Genomic DNA, 16,038 nt, shown 5'->3' on the forward strand with positions numbered 1-16,038 from the left:
GGCGCCGGTCAGCCGGCCGCCGCGCCGGCCGGTTGGCCGTCCGCCAGGGTCGCCTCGATCTCGGCCGCCTCCGGCACGCCGAGGCGGCGGGCCAGTGCCAGCGCCTGGCAGAGCCGGGCCAGCCCCTCGGTGGTCCGCCCGGCCCGCAGATCGCCGGTGCCCAGACCCATCAGCGCGCGGGTCTCCTCCAGCGGGGAGCCGGCGGTCCGCGCCAGGGGCAGCGCGGTGGCGAACTCGCTCTGTGCCTGCTCGTGCTCGCCGGTCCAGGTGAGCAGGCGGCCGAGCAGGTTGCGCACCTCCGCCAGGCCGGCCTGGTCGCCGCGCTCCCCGCACAGCGCCAGTGCCCGGCGCAGGTGCTGGGCCGCCGCCACCGGGTCGCCGGTGGAGAGCAGCGCATCGCCCAGGTAGGCGAGCACCCGGGACTCGCCCAGCAGGTCGCCCTGCTCCTGGTAGAGCCCGAGCGCCCGGCGCAGGTTCACGGCGGCCGCCTCGTGCCGGCCGGTGGCCTGCTGCAGGACGCCGAGGTAGGCGATGGTGTTCATCCGCCCGCGCGCCTCGTCCAGCTCGTGGTACATCAGGCTGGCCCGCTGGAGGTCCTGCTCGGCCGCCGGGTACTGGCCGGTCACCAGCCGCACCGCGCCCAGCGCCATCAGCGCGTTGGCGTGCCCGATCCGGTTGCCCAGGCCCTGGTAGAGGGTCATCGCCTGCCGGTGGGTGCGCTCGGCCTCCTGGAACCGGCCGGTCAGCTGTTGCAGCGAGCCCAGGCTGGCCAGCGCGTAGGCCTCGCCGGGCCGGTCGTCGCGGGCCCGGCACAGCTCCAGCGCCTCGCGCAGGCTGTCCTCGGCGGCGGGCAGGTCGCCGGTCAGCTGCTGGATCAGGCTGAGCTCGCTGAGCGCGGCGGTCTGCCCGGTGCGGTTGCCCAGCTCGCGGAAGAGTGCCAGCGCCCGGGTCGCCTGCTCGGTGGCCTCGGCGTACTCGCCGGTGATCCGGCCCAGAATGCCCAGCTGGCTGAGCGCCTCGGCCTCGCCCGGCCGGTCGCCCACCCCCTGGGCCAGGGCCAGCGCCTGGGCGAAGTACTCCCGGGCCCTGAGGTTGTCGCCGAAGGTGCGCTCCATCGCGCCCAGCTGGATCAGGGCGGCGGCCTGCCCGCTCGGCGCGCCGAGCGCTTGGTACAGCTCCAGCGCCTGGCGCAGGTGCTCGGCGCCCGCCTCGTGCTCGCCGGTCAGCCGCTGGAAGGTGCCCAGGTGGGTGAGCGCCGCGGCCTCGCCGAGCCGGTCGCCGGTGCGCCGCGCGGCCTCCAGCGCGATCCGGTGCAGCACGCGGGCCTGACTCCACTGGCCCTGCGAGCGCAGGAAGTCGTGCAGCGCGGCCGGCAGCCGCACCGCGTGCTGCGGGTGGCCGTGGGCGGCCGCATACTCGACCGCGGCCCCCAGGTTGCCGCGCTCGTTGCGCAGCCAGGCCCGGGCCTGCTCCTCGGTGGCCGGCTCGACGCCGCCGGAGCCGGCCAGGTGACGGACCGCGGGGTGCCGCGCGGCCGCGGTGGCGATCTCCAGGTAGGAGTCCAGCAGCCGGGTCACCGCGGCGTGCCGCACCGCCGCGTCGTCCTCGGTGCTCAGCGCCCTGGCGTGCTCGCGGATCAGGTCGTGCATCCGGTAGCGGCCGCGCACCGGCTCGTCCACCAGGTGGTGGTCCTCCAGCTCCTCCAGCAGGCGGCGGGTGGCGGGCAGGTCGCTGTCGTCCAGTGCGGCGGCCGCCCGGGCGTCGAAGTCGTCGCCCGGGTAGAGGCCGAGCCGGCGGAAGAGCCGGCGCTGGCAGGGCGTCAGGTCCCGGTAGGAGAGGTCGAAGGCGGCGGCCACCGAGACGTCCTCGGCGCTCAGCGCGCCCAGTCGCCCGGCCGCCGCGGCCAGGTCCGGCACCAGGTCGTCCACCGACCAGGCGGGACGGTGGCGCAGCCGGGCGGCGGTCAGGTGGATGGCCAGCGGCAGGTAGCCGCAGAGCCGGACCAGCTCGATCACCGCCGGCTGGTCGGGGGCCAGATCGGCCCGGCCCGCGGTGGCGGTGAAGAGCGCGGCCGCCTCCCGCGGGGAGAGCACATTGAGGGTGACCGGCACCGCGTCGCCCAGCGCCGGCAGCCGGCGCCGGCTGGTGACCAGCACCAGGCTGCCGGGGGTGCCGGGCATCAGCGGGCGGATCTGCTCGCTGCTGCGGGCGTCGTCCAGCAGCAGGAGCATCCGCCGCCCGGCCAGCCGGCTGCGCCACAGGTTGGCCCGGGCGTCCAGGGCCGGCGGGATCTGCTGGGGCGCGACGCCGATGGTCAGCAGCAGCGCGGTGAGCGCGTCGGCGGGCTCCACGGCGGGGGTGCCGGGGGTGTGGGCGTGCAGCGGCAGGAAGATCTGCCCGTCGGGGAAGTCGGCGGCCAGCCGGTGCGCGGCGTGGATCGCCAGCGCGCTCTTGCCCACTCCCGGCATCCCGTCCACCGCGTGGATGCCGACCACCTGGCCGTCCGCGTTGCCCGCCCGGCAGGCGGTGAGCAGCCGCTCCAGCTCCTCCGCGCGCCCGGTGAAGCCGGCCACGTCGCGCGGCAGGCCCGCGCCGGCGGCCACCGTCGGCGGCGCGTCGGGAGTGCCCGCGGCGGCGTCCTCGCCGGTCGGCGGCGTGCCGGCCGACGTCACCGGGGCCGGCGGCCGCTGGGCGCGGTGCGGCGAGCCGGTCTCGGCCCGCAGCACCTCCTGGTGCGCGGCCCGCACGCTGGGCCCCGGCTCGATGCCCAGCTCCTCGATCAGGGTGCACCGCAGCCGCCGGTACACCGACAGCGCCTCGGCCCGCTGGTCGGTGCGGTGCAGCGCCAGCATCAGCTGGCGGTGGAAGGACTCGCGCAGCGGGTGGCCGGCGGTCAGCCGGTTCAGCTCCGGGATCAGCCCGTGCGGGTGGCCGAGTTCCAACTCGGCGTCCATGAACCACTCCAGGCCCTGGAGCCGTAGCTCCTGGAGCCGCTGGGTATAGGGGAGGACCTCCTCGGCCAGGTTCGGCAGGTCGGTCAGCGGAGTGCCGCGCCACAGCGCGAGCGCGGCCCCGGCGCGGTAGCTGACGCTCTGCCAGTCGCCCTGCCGGTGGGCGGTCCGGGCCGCCTCCAGGTGGGTGGTGAACAGCTCGCTGTCCAGCTCCTCGGGGTCGACCTGGAGCAGGTAGCCGGGGGGCACGGTGCGCAGCCGGCCCTGGCCGCCGGTGCCGAGCAGCCGGCGCAGCTGGACCACGTGGTTGTTGAGCGAGGTGGGCGCGGTGGCCGGCGGGCGCTCGCCCCACAGCGCGGCCGTCAGCCGGTCGCGGGAGACGGCCTGGTTCGGCTCCAGCAGCAGCATCGCCAGCAGCGCCCGGGCCTTGGGGGAGCTGAGCGGCAGCGCGCTGCCCGCCGCGTCCTGGACCATGAGCGGCCCCAGCAGGCCGAACCGCAGGCGGGATCCCGGCTGTGCCGGAACGGGCGCACGGCCGTCAGGGGTCCCTTGTTGATGGTCCATTATCCGGATATTACCCGGCCGTGAGCGGCCTCCGGCAGGCTCAGGACAACCGAGCCCGGCAGGGCTGGTGCCTGACAGGGGAGGGCACCAGCCCAGCCGGTCTGCGCGGGCGTGCGCCCGCCGTACCAGGGAAGGAACCGCCGATGGCCACCCAGCCGTCCTCCGCCACGCTGTCCACCGACCGTCTCACCGCCGCGGGGCTCGCCTCGCACGGTCGCGACACCACCTGGATCCGGTAGCCACGGCCGGGATCGGTGCCGGGGGGACCGGCGCCGCTCCCGGTACTCGGCGCTTCGGCCGGCCACACCGTGGCCGGGTCGAGGCAGTTGCGGGACCGGCTCGGGGGGCTGGTCCCGCAACACGCCGACGCAGGTGGCGGGTGCCGAGTGGGAGGCCGCCGGTCGGGTAAGTGTTGGAGACAACAGGGGCCGCCGGCGCCCCGCAGCAGTAAGGGGTGAGGTCATGACCGACAACGCCGCCGAATTCGCCGTCGAGTCGCTCGACCCGGAGGACCCGGACTCCGACGCCGACGAGGAGCTGCCCTCGCCCGCCGACCTGCCACTGAACGCCGCCGCCGACGAGGGCGACGCCGTCGAGCAGCGCCGCCCCGTCCCGGTCGACGAGGACGAGTACCCGCGCTGACCGGCAGCCGCAGCTCGCACCGTCGTATCGCTCACCGTCGTACCTCGCAGCTGTGTACCGCTCACAGCCGGGTCGCTCACAGCGGTACTGCTCACAGCGGTACCGCTCACAGCCGTAGGGAGATCGGGTAGGCGCGCAGCCACCCGTCCAGGGCCAGCAGTACCTCCGTGCTCGGCCGGGCCTCCTGCGGATCGCGCTCCGGGGAGAGCGCCGCCGCCACCGCCGCCGGGTCGGCCAGCGTCTGTCCCGGCGCCTTGGGGTCCCCGGCCAGCTCGGTCAGCGCCGCCCGCAGCGCCAGCGGGTAGTTCGGGTCCTGGGTGGTCGGGTAGGGGCTCTTCACCCGCTCCACGATCTCCCGCGGCAGCACGTCCCGGGCGGCCGCCCGCAGCAGGCTCTTCTCCCGCCCGTCGAAGGTTTTCATCGCCCATGGCGTGTTGAAGACGTAGCTCACCAGGCGGTGGTCGCAGAACGGCACCCGGACCTCCAGGCCGCTGGCCATGCTCATCCGGTCCTTGCGGTCCAGCAGGATCCGCACGAACCGGGTCAGGTGCAGGTAGCAGACCTCGCGCATCCGCCGCTCGTGCGGATCGGCCGCCGGCAGGTGCGGGACCTCGGCGAGCGCGGTCGCGTAGCTGTCGGCCACATAGCCGGGCAGGTCCAGCCGGGCGATCAGGTCCGGGTCGAGCAGGCTCTCGCGCGGGGCCGTGCCGCGGCCGCCGAGCCGGCGGGCCATCCCGGCCGCGTGCCAGGGGAAGGTTCCGCCGTACACCGCCTCCCGCTCGTGGAACCACGGGTAGCCGCCGAACACCTCGTCCGCCGATTCTCCGGACAGCGCCACCGTGGAGTGCCGGCGGATCGCCCGGAAGAGCAGGTAGAGCGAGGTGTCCATGTCGCCGAAGCCGGTCGGCAGGTCGCTCGCGCGCAGCACCGCGCCCCGGTGCTCCGGGTCGATCAGCGCGGCGGCGTCCAGCACGATGTCACTGTGGTCGGCCTGCACGTGCCGGGCCAGCAGGTGCGCGAAGGGGCTGTCGGGGGTGGCCCGCAGTTCGTCCGGCAGGAAGTTCTCCGCCTGCCCGGTGAAGTCCACCGAGAACGAGCGCACCGGCCCCGCGCCGGTGGCCGCCAGGCCGCGCGCGGCCAGCGCCGTGATGGCGCTGGAGTCCAGGCCGCCGGAGAGCAGCGAGCACAGCGGCACGTCCGAGATCAGCTGGCGGCGCACGATGTCGTCCAGCAGGTCGCGCACGGTGGCGATGGTGGTGGGCAGGTCGTCGGTGTGCTCCTGGGCCTCCAGCGACCAGTACTGACGATCCGTCAGGCCTTCGCGCCGGATCCGCAGGAAGTGGCCGGGGCGTACCTCGGCCATGCCCTGGTAGACCGCGTGGCCCGGCGTCTTGACCATGGCCAGCACCTCGCGCAGCCCGTCCGGGCCGACCACCGGCTCCACCCGCGGGTGGGCCAGGATCGCCTTCGGCTCGGAGCCGAACAGCACGCCGTCGTCGGTGCGGTAGTAGTAGAGCGGCTTGACGCCCATCCGGTCGCGGACCAGCAGCAGTTCCTCGGTGCGGGCGTCCCAGAGCGCGAAGGCGAACATGCCGTTGAGGTGCTCGACGAAGCCGGGACCCCAGCGCAGGTAGGCCTGCAGTACCACCTCGGTGTCGCTGCGGGTGCGGAACCGGTGGCCGTGCGACTCCAACTCGGCGCGCAGTTCCAGGTGGTTGTAGACCTCGCCGCTGTAGGTGAGGGAGGCCAGCAGCCGCCCGTCGCGTTCCACCGTCATCGGCTGGGCGCCGCCCTCGATGTCGATCACCGCGAGCCGGCGGTGACCGAGCGCGGCGTGCGCGGTCAGCTGCACGCCGCCCGCGTCCGGGCCGCGGCAGGCCATCGTCTCGGTCATCGCGGCCAGCACCTCGCGCCGCTCGGTCAGGTCCTGGTCGAATGCCACCCAGCCGGTTATGCCGCACATACGCAGTGCCTCCCAGTCATCGGGCCCGGCGGCCGGGTTGCGGCGGCCGGGGGGAGCCAGCGGCGCTCTGCGGGTACGAGGGCAGGGTGGTGCGCCGCGTCGTTCCGTGTGCAACTGGTGACGCTACGCCTACCTGGCGCCGACGGCGGTGGTGCGGAACGGAATTGGCCGAAGCTTGTCCAGAAGGGCCGGTGCCGCGTCGGGTGTTGGGGCAGGCCGGGCGCCGCCGGCGGACGGGCGCGGGTGGCCCCACTGGGCGTACCGTGGATCGGTAGTGCACAACGGGCACTGTCGTCCGCTCCGCTCTCACGTGGAGGTTGCCATGAGACTGAAGGACGAACTTCCCACCGACCACCGGCTCGCCCAGGTCTACCGGTACGGTGCCGGCCTCTGCGGTCTGCTCCTGTTGATCTGGGGCTGCTTCGGGGTGGCCGGTGATCCCGGTTACCTCTCCACCCACGGCAAGAACGTCGCCGGCATGTCCAGCAACGGCGCGCTCGGGGTGCTCTCCATCGTGTTCGGCGCGATTCTGATGATCGGCGCCGTGATCGGCGGCAACTTCGCCTCCTGGCTCAACATGGTGGTCGGCGCGATCTTCGTGCTGGCCGGCTTCGTCGGGCTGATCGCGCTCGACAGCAGCTGGAACCACCTGGCCTTCCGGATGGCCAACGTGCTGTTCAGCTTCGTCTTCGGCTTCGTGATCGCGACCTTCGGCATGTACGGCAGAGTCAGCGGCCACCTGCCACACGACAACCCCTACTGGCAGCAGCGCCACGGCGGTGAGCGCGGCGCCGAGGAGGAGATCGCCGGCCGCTGGCACGTGCCCGCCTTCAAGCAGGTGCTGCGGCCCACCGTGCACCACTGACCGACCAGAACCCCCTTCGTACGGTGCCGGTGGGCGGATCGCCCGCCGGCACCGTACGAAGGGGGTTTCGTCATGACCGAGCACGCAGGCTGGGCACGGGCGGAGATCGGGGTGACCGGTGGTTCGGGCCGCTACGCCCTGCTGGACGACGTCACCGAGGTCACCGTCGACACCGCCTACGGCCTGACAATTCCCGCCGGGCGTGCGACGCCGGGCATCCCTCCCGGCCGAAGGCTGGGGGAGCCGCGCGCTGATCCGACGCGAAGGTTCGGACAGGCCCTGGTTCGACGGTGCGCAGCCGCCTCTGCTCGCACGCGCTGGACGGCCGGGCCACCGGCTTGCCCGGCCTGCCCGGCGTCGGAGGCTGAGCAGGCCGATGGCCCGGGCCGCGGGTCAGCGGCCGGGCCATCGGGGCCGGGGTGCTCGGGTCAGGCGGTGGGCTCCTCCAGTCGGAAGCCGATCTTGACGGTGACCTGGTAGTGCTGGATCTGGTTCTCCGCGACGTGACCGCGCACCTGCACCACCTCGAACCAGTCGATGTTGCGCAGGGTCTGTGACGCACGGGTCAGCGCGTTGCGGATCGCCGCGTCGGTCCCCTCGTGCGAGGAGCCGACGATCTCGGTCACGCGGTAGATGTGCTCGGACATCACGGCCTCCAGGGGTGTGGTCGGGCCCGGCGGCGAGCTGGGGCTTGGGCGGGGCTGTCCTTCCACCGTGGCGCATCCGCCGCCGGCGCGCGCGGTGGGCCGCCCACGGGGTGATCGGCGGCGGGATCGGCGGCGGATCTTACAGAAGTCGTACGGCCGCCGCGGGCGTCACCGTCACCGCACCGCGGTCCCTATCCTCGGTGGGGTGACAGTGACGCCCCCGCCCGCGACCGCCGTGCCCGCGACCGCCCCGTCCGCGACCGCCCTGCCCGACACCGCCGTGCCCGCAGGGCCGACCCCGTCGCCGCGGATCCTGGTGGTCGACGACGACCCGACCGTCGCCGAGGTGGTCACCGGCTACCTGCGGCGGGCCGGCTGCACGGTCGTGCGGGCCGCCGACGGGCGCGCCGCGCTGGCCCAGGCCGCGCTGTTCCGTCCCGAGCTGGTGGTGCTCGACCTGATGCTGCCCGAACTGGACGGCCTGGAGGTCTGCCGCCGGCTGCGGGCGGACGGCAGCGGCCACCCGGCAGTGGTGATGCTCACCGCCCGGGGCGAGGAGTCGGAGCGGATCCTGGGCCTGGAGCTGGGGGCGGACGACTACGTCACCAAGCCGTTCAGCCCGCGCGAACTGGTGCTGCGGGTGCAGGCCGTGCTGCGCCGCCAGGCCGCGGCGCCCGCGGGGGCCAGCCCGGAACCGCTGCGGGCCGGGGATCTGCGGCTGGACCAGCTGGCCCGCCGGGCCTTCCGGGGCGAGCGCGAACTGGCACTCACCCAGCGCGAGTTCGACCTGCTGACCTTCTTCGTCCGGCACCCGGGAGCGGCGTTCGGGCGCGAGGAGCTGATGCACCGGGTCTGGGGGTGGGAGTTCGGCGACCTGTCCACCGTCACGGTGCATGTGCGCCGGCTGCGCGAGAAGGTCGAGGACGACCCGGCGGCACCGGCGCTGATCAGCACCGTGTGGGGCGTCGGCTACCGGTTCGACCCGGTGGCCGGGCCCGCCGTGGACGCCGGGCCTGCTGGAACCGCCGGGCCCGCCGGGCCCGCCGCGGTCGCTTCGGCCGAGGGTGGGGCGGCGTGACGAGTCTGCTGCTGATCGCCCTGTTCGCCGCGCTGGGAGCGGGCGTGGCCGGCCTGCTGGGCTGGCCGGCGGTGCGGCTGCTGCGCCGCCGCTCGGTGGCGCTCTCGCTCTTCGCCGTCGCCGTGGTCACCGTGCTGGCGATGACCGCCGGCACCCTGGCGGTGGCCCAGGCGATGTTCCTCTCGCACCACGACCTGGGGGTGGTCATCACCGTGACCTGCATGGCCGCGGTGGTCTCGCTGGGCACCGCCGCGCTGCTGGGACGCCAGGTGGTGGCCGGCAGCCGTGCCCTGACCCTGGCCGCCCGCACGGTGGGCAGTGCCGCCGGATTCACCGCCCCCGCCGAGCCGCTCGGCTCCGAACTGGCCGAGCTGAGCGCCGAACTGGCCGCCACCAGTGCACGGCTGGCCGAGTCCCGGCAGCGTGAGCAGGCGCTGGAGGCCTCCCGCCGCGAGCTGATCGCCTGGATCTCGCACGACCTGCGCACCCCGCTGGCGGGCCTGCGGGCGATGGCCGAGGCGCTGGAGGACGGTGTCGCCGAGGACCCGAGCCGCTACCACCGGCAGATCCGCACCGAGGTGGACCGGCTCACCGGCATGGTGGACGACCTCTTCGAGCTGTCCCGGATCCAGGCCGGTGCGCTGACCCTGACCCTGGCCCGGGTCTCGGTCTACGACCTGGTCGGCGATGCGATAGCGGGCGCCTACCCGCTGGCCCGCGAGCGCGGCGTGCAGCTGCGCGGGGAGCGGATCGAGCCGGCCCCGGTGCAGGTGGACGGGCGGGAGATCACCCGGGTGCTCGGCAACCTGCTGGTCAACGCGATCCGCTCCACCCCCGCCGAGGGCGTGGTGGCGGTGGCCGCCCGGCAGCGGGCGGGCGAGGTGGTGCTCTCGGTGACCGACGGGTGCGGCGGCATCCCGGAGGCCGACCTGGCCCGGGTCTTCGAGACCGGCTGGCGCGGCGGCAGCGCCCGTACCCCGCGCCCGGTGCGTGGAGCTGTGGCCGACGGCGGTGCGGTGCGGCACCACGGGGACACCGGCGCGGGGCTGGGGCTGGCGATCGTGCGCGGCATCGTGGAGGCGCACGCGGGGCGGGCCTCGGTGCGCAACGTGCACGGCGGCTGCTGCTTCGAGATCGCGCTGCCGAGCGCGCCCGCGCCGGCGTCCTGAACGACGCCGGGCGGGTGCCCGGAAAGTTCCCGGGGGCGATGGGTTCACTCGAACTAGTGATTGACCATGCGCGTTCGGATGGGTCCGCTCCGTTTTCTCCTAGGGTCAGCCCTGCTCATCGAACCAACAGGGGAGGGCTCCCATGGCAACCGACGCACCCGATGACCACGTTCCCGACGCGCACCCGGCCGCCGCACGCGGCGGTCTGACCCGGCGCCGGCTGCTGGCCGGCTCCGCCGCGCTGGGCGGCGCCGCCTGGCTGCTGCGCGGCATCATCACCCCCGACGACGCCGAGGCCGCCACCGCGACACCCGCGCCGCCGGTGCCACCCGCGTTCCCCGCCGGTATCGAGCTCTACCGGCAGACCTACGAGAACTGGGCCGGTGAGATCCACGCCGACCAGCTGTGGACCTGCACCCCGCACACCCCCGAGGACGTGGTCACCCTCGCCAACTGGGCGCACGCCCAGGGCTGGCGGCTGCGCGCCCAGGGCCACCGGCACACCTGGGCCCCGCTCACCGTGGCCAACGGCACCCCCGCCGCCACCGCGGTGCTGCTGGTGGACACCACCGGTCACCTCACCGCGATCAGCCCGGCCGGCACCGCCACCGCGCCCGCCGTGCGGGCCCAGGCGGGCACGGACATGGAGACGCTCCTGGCCCACCTGGCCGGGCGCGGCCTCGGGGTCACCCACTGCCCCGCCCCGGGGGACATCACGCTGGGCGGGGTGCTCGCGATCGGCGGCCACGGCACCGCGATCCCGGTCGCGGGCGAGAGCAGCCGACCAGGCCACGGGTTCGGCTCGATCAGCAACCTGGTCACCCAACTCACCGCCGTGGTCTGGGACCAGGGCACCGGCCGGTACGTGCTGCGCACCTTCGACCGCGCCGAGGCCGACACCGCCGCCTTCCTGGTCAACCTCGGCCGCTCCTTCGTCACCGAGGCCGTGCTGCGGGCCGGCGCCGACCAGAACCTGCGCTGCCTCAGCCGGATCGACATCCCCGCGAGCGAACTCTTCGCCGCGCCGGGCGGCGGCAGCGGCCGCAGCCTGGCCGACTTCCTGGAGCAGAGCGGCCGGGTGGAGGCCATCTGGTTCGCCTTCACCGAGTTCCCCTGGCTCAAGTCCTGGAGCGTCGCGCCCGAGCGCCCCTTCTCGGCCCGCGCCGTCAGCGAGCCCTACAACTACCCCTTCTCCGACAACATCCCGGCGCCGGTGGCCGACCTGGTCGGCAAACTGGTCAGCGGCTCCTGGGCGCTGGCCCCGACCTTCGGCCAACTGCAGTACCTGATCGCCGCACTCGGCCTGACCGGCGACCTCACCGACGTGCTGCTCTCCGGCACCCTGCTGGAGGACCTGCTCAGCCTGGACGTGGTCACCCACCTGCTGGCCGGCGGCCTGCGCTCCGACCTGTGGGGCCCCTCCCGGGCGCTGCTCCAGTACGTGCGCCCCACCACCCTGCGGATGGCCGCCAACGGTTACGCGGTACTGGCCCGCCGGTCGGACGTGCAGTGGGTGGTCAACCAGGTCACCAGCGGCTACCAGCGATTGCTGACGGAGTACCAGGGGCGCGGCCAGTTCCCGGTCAACGGCGCCGTGGAGATCCGGGTCACCGGCCTGGAGGACCCCGCGGCCAGCGGTGTCCCCGGCGCCCAGCCGCCGCTGTTCTCCGCGATCCGGGCCCGCCCCGACCGCCCCGAATGGGATGTCGCGGTCTGGTTCGACGTGCTGACCCTGCCTGGCACCCCCGGCATGTTCCAGTTCGGCCGCGACCTCGAACAGCTCCTGCTGGCCACCTTCGACGGCACGCGGGCGGCGCTGCGCGTCGAGTGGTCCAAGGGCTGGGCCTACACCGCCGATGCCGCCTGGGTCGACCCCGACGTGCTGGGCCGGGTGATCCCGGACAGCTACCGGGCCGGCGGCGGCCCGGGCTGGGACGCGGCGGTGGCGGTGCTCGACCGGTACGACCCCAACCGGGTCTTCGGCAATCCGTTCCTGGACCGGCTACTGCGCTGAGCGCCCGCCGCGGCGCACCCAGCAGAATGTCCGCCATGAGCGCAGACCAGCACCCCAGCGACCCGCCGCCGAACGAGGGCGCCCCGCCCGCCGGCCGCCGCCCGGACGCCTCGAAGTCCGATGCCCCGAAGTCCGATGCCCCGAAGGCGGGTGCCGTACCGCATGAGCTGACCGAGCTGCTGCACCGCCGGCTCGACCGGATCGAGCAGTTGCTCACCGCCCCTGCCGCGAGCGGTGGGGGCAGTGGGGGCGGCGAGAGCGCCGAGAGCGCCGAGAGCGGCGGGGGCGCCGCCGCGGCGGGGCCGTCGGCCGGGGCCAAGCCGGTCTGGCGCACCGAGACCGAGGCCGAGCAGCGCTGGACGGTGACCGTGGTGATCCTCGTCGCGGTCGTGCTCCAACTGCTGATGCCCGACCGGCTCAGCATCCACCCGCGGTGGATGTTGCCGGCCCTGGAACTCGGCCTGCTGGTCGCGCTGGTGGTGCTCAACCCGCATCCGCGGCTGGAGCGCAGCAGTCGGGCGCTGCGTTCGCTGAGCCTGGCCCTGGTCGCGGCGATCAGCCTGGCCAACGGGTGGTCGGCGGTGAAGCTGGTGCGCGACCTGGTGCACGGCAGCGGCGCCTCCAGCGCGCTGCCGCTGCTCGGGACCGGCGGGGCGGTCTGGGCGACCAACGTGATCGCCTTCGCCCTCTGGTACTGGGAGTGGGACCGCGGCGGCCCGGCCGCCCGCGCCCAAGGCACCGCCGACTACCCGGACTTCCTCTTCCCGCAGATGCAGCAGCAGGGCCTGGCACCGGAGAACTGGGAGCCGGGCTTCCTGGACTACCTCTACGTGGCCTACACCAACGCCACCGCGTTCAGCCCGACCGACACCATGCCGCTCTCGCTCTGGGCCAAGCTGCTGATGATGCTGCAGTCGGCGGTCTCGCTGCTGACCGTGCTGCTGGTGGTGGCCCGCGCCGTCAACATCCTGCAATGAACCTGATCTGACGAAGCATCAGGCAGCGGAAATCGGCCGTGGCCCCCGGACGCCGAGCGTCCGGGGGCTTTCTGATCAGCTCACTGTCCCGGGGGAGTTCACCACCAGCGCGACCAGGACCAGCCGTGGCCGTTGTGGGTGGGGTGCTGGCCGCTGCCGCCGGAGGACGGCGCGGGGGCCGGCGTCGGCGCGGGGGTCGGGGCGGGGGTGGGCGCGGGAGCCGGGGTGGGCGTGGCGGTGGCGGTTCCCGTGATCTGGTTGTAGCGCAGCGGCGTGTAGTAGCTGGTCGGCCAGCCGGCCAGCGAGCTGGCGTTGAGGTCGCCCTGGTACTCGTTGGTGAGGACCCGCGAGTTCTGCTCCGAGTAGTAGTTGAAGGTCCCCGCGGACTGGTCGATCCAGTTGCCGAAGAGGACGACGTGCTCGTCGGTGTAGTCGAGCGCGTCGCCGGGCTGGAGCTGGGAGGTGCTGATCTGGGTGGACACGCTGGGCAGGGTCTGGGTGACCAGGCTGTCCGACAGGTGCCAGGCCATCGACACGTAACCGGAGCAGTCCTCGCGGTAACTGCCGTTGCTGTCCGTGTAGTTGGAGCCCTGGTCGTAGGGCACGCCCTCACTCACCCAGCTCTGGGCCCGCTGGACGACCTCGTCGCGCGAGATGCTGCCGTCGACCGAGGAGGCGGCGTGCGCGGGGGTGACGAGCAGGAGCGAGGCGGCGCCGGCGCCGAGGAGGCCGGCGGACCAGCGGGAGAGGCGGCGAGAAAGCATGGCTGTCTCCAGGGGGAGGGGGAGGGGGAGGGGGAGAGGACTGGGAAGGGGGGAGAGGACGGGGGCGGATCAGCCGAGCTTGAGGGCGACCGAGGTGAGCAGGTCGCCGTCGGCTCGGGTGCTGTAGGGGGCGGCGTGGGCGCCGGCCCATTCGTCGAAGTGGACGACGGCCAGGGTGCTGCCCTGCTGGACGGCGTAGAGGTGGTCGGTTTGCGGGCCGGCGGCGGAGAGACCCTCCACGCCGGTCCACTGGCGCGACCAGGCGGTGCCCTGGCCGGCGGTGCTCTGGCCGGTCGTGTCCTGGCCGGTCGTGCTCTGGCCGGTGGTGTCCTGGCCGGTGGTGGCGGTCCGGGTCACCAGCGCGTCGCTGGAGCCGAGCTCCTTGGTCTGCAGGGCACGCGACTGGGACTGGCAACTGCCCATCTGGGTCAGCAGGTTCTGATAGGCGGAGCCGGCGGCCGCGCTGTTCTGGAAGCTGAACAGGTCCTGCTCGGCCGGCGTCCGGTAGCTGCTCACATAGGCCTGCTGCTGCCAGGCAAGGGCACCGCTGATCGAGGCGCACTCGTTCAGCTGGATCGCACTGGTCACCCGCTGGGTGCGCGGTGCGGCCAACGGCTGCCAGTGCTCGGCCGCGTCGGCGGGGAGCTGGTCCGCGGAGAGCCGGGTGCTCACCGCGGGGACCACCGCACCGGCGCCGGCCGGTGGTGCGGCGGCCGCCTGCCCGGCCGCCGGGGCGGCGGCGGAGTGCTTCGCGGAGCCGCCGCACCCGCCGACCACGGCCAGTACGGCCAGTGCACCCACCGCGGTGAGGACGGTCGTACGACGGCGCAGAGCGGGCTTGGCGGGCCGCGAGGGGCGTCTGTGGCCGGGCATCAGGGGCTCCCTAGCAAGGTCGGCAGAGCGGGTCGGCAGAGCGGGTCGGCAGGGCAAGGCAGGGCAGAGCAGGGCAGAGCGGGGTAAGGCAGGGCAGGACAGGGCAAGGCAGGGTTGACCACGGTGCGGCGGAGCCGCGGGAGCGGGTCGGCGAGGGCGCTCAACGCATGGCCGCAGCGGCGAGCGGTGAGCAGTGGACGGCACCGGCCGCACAGGCGGTCCTGGCTGTCACTCCCGGGGTCGGCCACTGGGTGGGCGCCGCCGGGTGCCCGGATTCTTGCCCGATCGTTCGAGCACTGTCAATGTCGCGGCGCACCAGCCCGGGTGTGTTCAGGAACACGGCCGAGCCGGGCCCGAATGGCGGTAGTTTGACTCTTCGCCGCCGTGGGAACCCGCGCTCGCGGCGCCGCCGCACGTCTGCGGAGCCGAGTGCCGTGACGACCGTCGCGATGAGGCCTCGGCGTGCCCGCACGCGCGAGAATGGACGGGTGACCAGCGCCACGAACCACGTGTCGGATCCGGTGGACGAGGCCGTCCGAGGCTGCCCGGCACCGGCGCTGCGCCCCTATGTGGCCTGGTACTCGGGCTACCGCCAGTGCGGCGTCGCGCCGATGGTGCACCGCGGCCTGCCCTCGCCGTACCTGACGCTGATCCTCACCCTGGACGACCCGCTCACCCTGGCCGCCCACCCGGACCCGCGCCAGCCGCCCGGCAGCTACCGCACGCTGCTCGGCGGGCTGCACACCCGCCCGGCGCTGATCACCCATGCCGGGTACCAGTCGGGCGTGCAGATCGCGCTCAGCCCGCTGGGCGCGCGGGTGCTGCTCGGGCTGCCGGCGGGCGAGCTGGCGGAGCTGGACTTCGCCGCGGAGGACGTGCTGGGCGGCTGGGCCGTGGAGGGCCAGGAACGCCTGCGGTACGCCACCGACTGGCCGGGCCGGTTCGCCGCCGTCGACCGGTGGCTGGGCGAGCGGCTGGGACAGCGGGCCGCTGAGCCGGCGCCCGAGGTGGTGCGGGCCTGGCAGCTGCTGCTGGCGGGTGGCGGGCAGCCGTCGGCGGGCGAGCTGGCCGACCGGATCGGCTGGAGCGGGCGCCACCTGGCGGACCGGTTCCGTACCGAGATCGGTCTCACCCCCAAGGCGGCCGCCCGGGTGATCCGGTTCGACCGTGCCCGGCGCCTGCTCACCGCCCGTGCGGGGCAACCGCGTTCGAGTTACGGTCCGGCGGAGCCGGACGGGGGTCCGGCCCGGAGCGGGGCTCGGGGCGCCGCTGCGGGCGGCCTGGGCCTGGCCGACCTGGCGGCGCACTGCGGTTACTTCGACCAGGCGCATCTGGCCCGGGAGTTCCGCGCGCTGGCCGGCTGCGCGCCCAGCCGCTGGGTGGCCGACGAAGCGGGGGCGCTGGTGACACCGGCGAAGCGGTCGGCCGAGGAGCGGGCGGCGCGCAGTTCCGAAACGTCCAAGGCGGCGCCGGGGCGGTCGGCGCAGGCTGGAGGTACCCCGGGATGACCGGGGACCCTACCGCCGAGGAG

12 protein-coding genes and 1 pseudogene are annotated in these 16,038 nt (G+C 74.4%); 8 read left to right on the plus strand and 5 right to left on the minus strand.

What is annotated here, in order from left to right:
• Positions 1–8: 8 nt before the first annotated feature.
• The gene (locus ACFZB9_RS11065; RefSeq protein ID WP_391445808.1) at positions 9–3,425 is read right to left on the minus strand and encodes a tetratricopeptide repeat protein; all 3,417 of its coding nucleotides are present in this window, start codon (positions 3,423–3,425) and stop codon (positions 9–11) included.
• Positions 3,426–3,977: 552 nt separating this feature from the next.
• Here ACFZB9_RS11065 and ACFZB9_RS11070 point away from each other — a divergent pair.
• On the plus strand, positions 3,978–4,157 hold the full coding sequence (locus ACFZB9_RS11070) for a hypothetical protein (protein WP_391445809.1): 180 nt from the start codon (positions 3,978–3,980) through the stop codon (positions 4,155–4,157).
• Between the two features lie 106 nt (positions 4,158–4,263).
• On the opposite strand, the gene asnB is transcribed toward ACFZB9_RS11070, so the two are convergent.
• Positions 4,264–6,120 (minus strand): asparagine synthase (glutamine-hydrolyzing), encoded by a 1,857-nt coding sequence (gene asnB / locus ACFZB9_RS11075; RefSeq protein ID WP_391445811.1) that lies wholly within the window; start codon positions 6,118–6,120, stop codon positions 4,264–4,266.
• A 322-nt stretch (positions 6,121–6,442) separates the two neighbouring features.
• On the opposite strand from asnB, the gene ACFZB9_RS11080 reads away from it, so the two are divergent.
• Positions 6,443–6,985 carry a DUF4383 domain-containing protein gene (locus ACFZB9_RS11080; RefSeq protein WP_391445813.1) on the plus strand — a complete coding sequence of 181 codons (543 nt, stop codon included), beginning with the start codon at positions 6,443–6,445 and terminating at the stop codon, positions 6,983–6,985.
• A 72-nt stretch (positions 6,986–7,057) separates the two neighbouring features.
• A pseudogene (locus ACFZB9_RS11085) lies at positions 7,058–7,168 on the plus strand (5'-methylthioadenosine phosphorylase); the annotation flags it as partial.
• A 245-nt stretch (positions 7,169–7,413) separates the two neighbouring features.
• Here the strand turns inward: ACFZB9_RS11085 and ACFZB9_RS11090 are convergent.
• Complete coding sequence (locus tag ACFZB9_RS11090; RefSeq protein ID WP_391445815.1) at positions 7,414–7,632, minus strand: dodecin; 219 nt, start codon at positions 7,630–7,632, stop codon at positions 7,414–7,416.
• 265 nt (positions 7,633–7,897) lie between these two features.
• Between ACFZB9_RS11090 and ACFZB9_RS11095 the strand changes: the two genes are divergently transcribed.
• The 4 genes from ACFZB9_RS11095 (at position 7,898) to ACFZB9_RS11110 (ending at position 12,870) form a co-directional block, all read left to right on the plus strand.
• Complete coding sequence (locus ACFZB9_RS11095) at positions 7,898–8,710, plus strand: response regulator transcription factor (protein WP_391445932.1); 813 nt, start codon at positions 7,898–7,900, stop codon at positions 8,708–8,710.
• Positions 8,707–9,879: a sensor histidine kinase gene (locus tag ACFZB9_RS11100; protein WP_391445817.1), complete on the plus strand. Its 1,173-nt coding sequence runs from the start codon at positions 8,707–8,709 to the stop codon at positions 9,877–9,879. The genes ACFZB9_RS11095 and ACFZB9_RS11100 overlap by 4 nt, the downstream gene beginning before the upstream one ends.
• A gap of 142 nt (positions 9,880–10,021) precedes the next feature.
• A complete protein-coding gene (locus ACFZB9_RS11105; protein WP_391445819.1) occupies positions 10,022–11,893 on the plus strand; it encodes a cholesterol oxidase substrate-binding domain-containing protein in 1,872 nt (623 codons plus the stop codon).
• A gap of 35 nt (positions 11,894–11,928) precedes the next feature.
• Positions 11,929–12,870 carry a hypothetical protein gene (locus ACFZB9_RS11110; RefSeq protein ID WP_391445821.1) on the plus strand — a complete coding sequence of 314 codons (942 nt, stop codon included), beginning with the start codon at positions 11,929–11,931 and terminating at the stop codon, positions 12,868–12,870.
• 98 nt (positions 12,871–12,968) lie between these two features.
• On the opposite strand, the gene ACFZB9_RS11115 is transcribed toward ACFZB9_RS11110, so the two are convergent.
• Both ACFZB9_RS11115 and ACFZB9_RS11120 read right to left on the minus strand, forming a co-directional pair.
• Complete coding sequence (locus tag ACFZB9_RS11115; protein WP_391445823.1) at positions 12,969–13,634, minus strand: hypothetical protein; 666 nt, start codon at positions 13,632–13,634, stop codon at positions 12,969–12,971.
• A 69-nt stretch (positions 13,635–13,703) separates the two neighbouring features.
• Positions 13,704–14,507 (minus strand): hypothetical protein, encoded by an 804-nt coding sequence (locus ACFZB9_RS11120; protein WP_391445824.1) that lies wholly within the window; start codon positions 14,505–14,507, stop codon positions 13,704–13,706.
• 488 nt (positions 14,508–14,995) lie between these two features.
• On the opposite strand from ACFZB9_RS11120, the gene ACFZB9_RS11125 reads away from it, so the two are divergent.
• The gene (locus ACFZB9_RS11125; RefSeq protein WP_391445826.1) at positions 14,996–16,015 is read left to right on the plus strand and encodes a DUF6597 domain-containing transcriptional factor; all 1,020 of its coding nucleotides are present in this window, start codon (positions 14,996–14,998) and stop codon (positions 16,013–16,015) included.
• Positions 16,016–16,038 lie beyond the last annotated feature (23 nt).

This window comes from Kitasatospora sp. NPDC008050 (assembly GCF_042957465.1).
In the GTDB taxonomy this organism is placed as follows: Bacteria; Actinomycetota; Actinomycetes; order Streptomycetales; family Streptomycetaceae; genus Kitasatospora.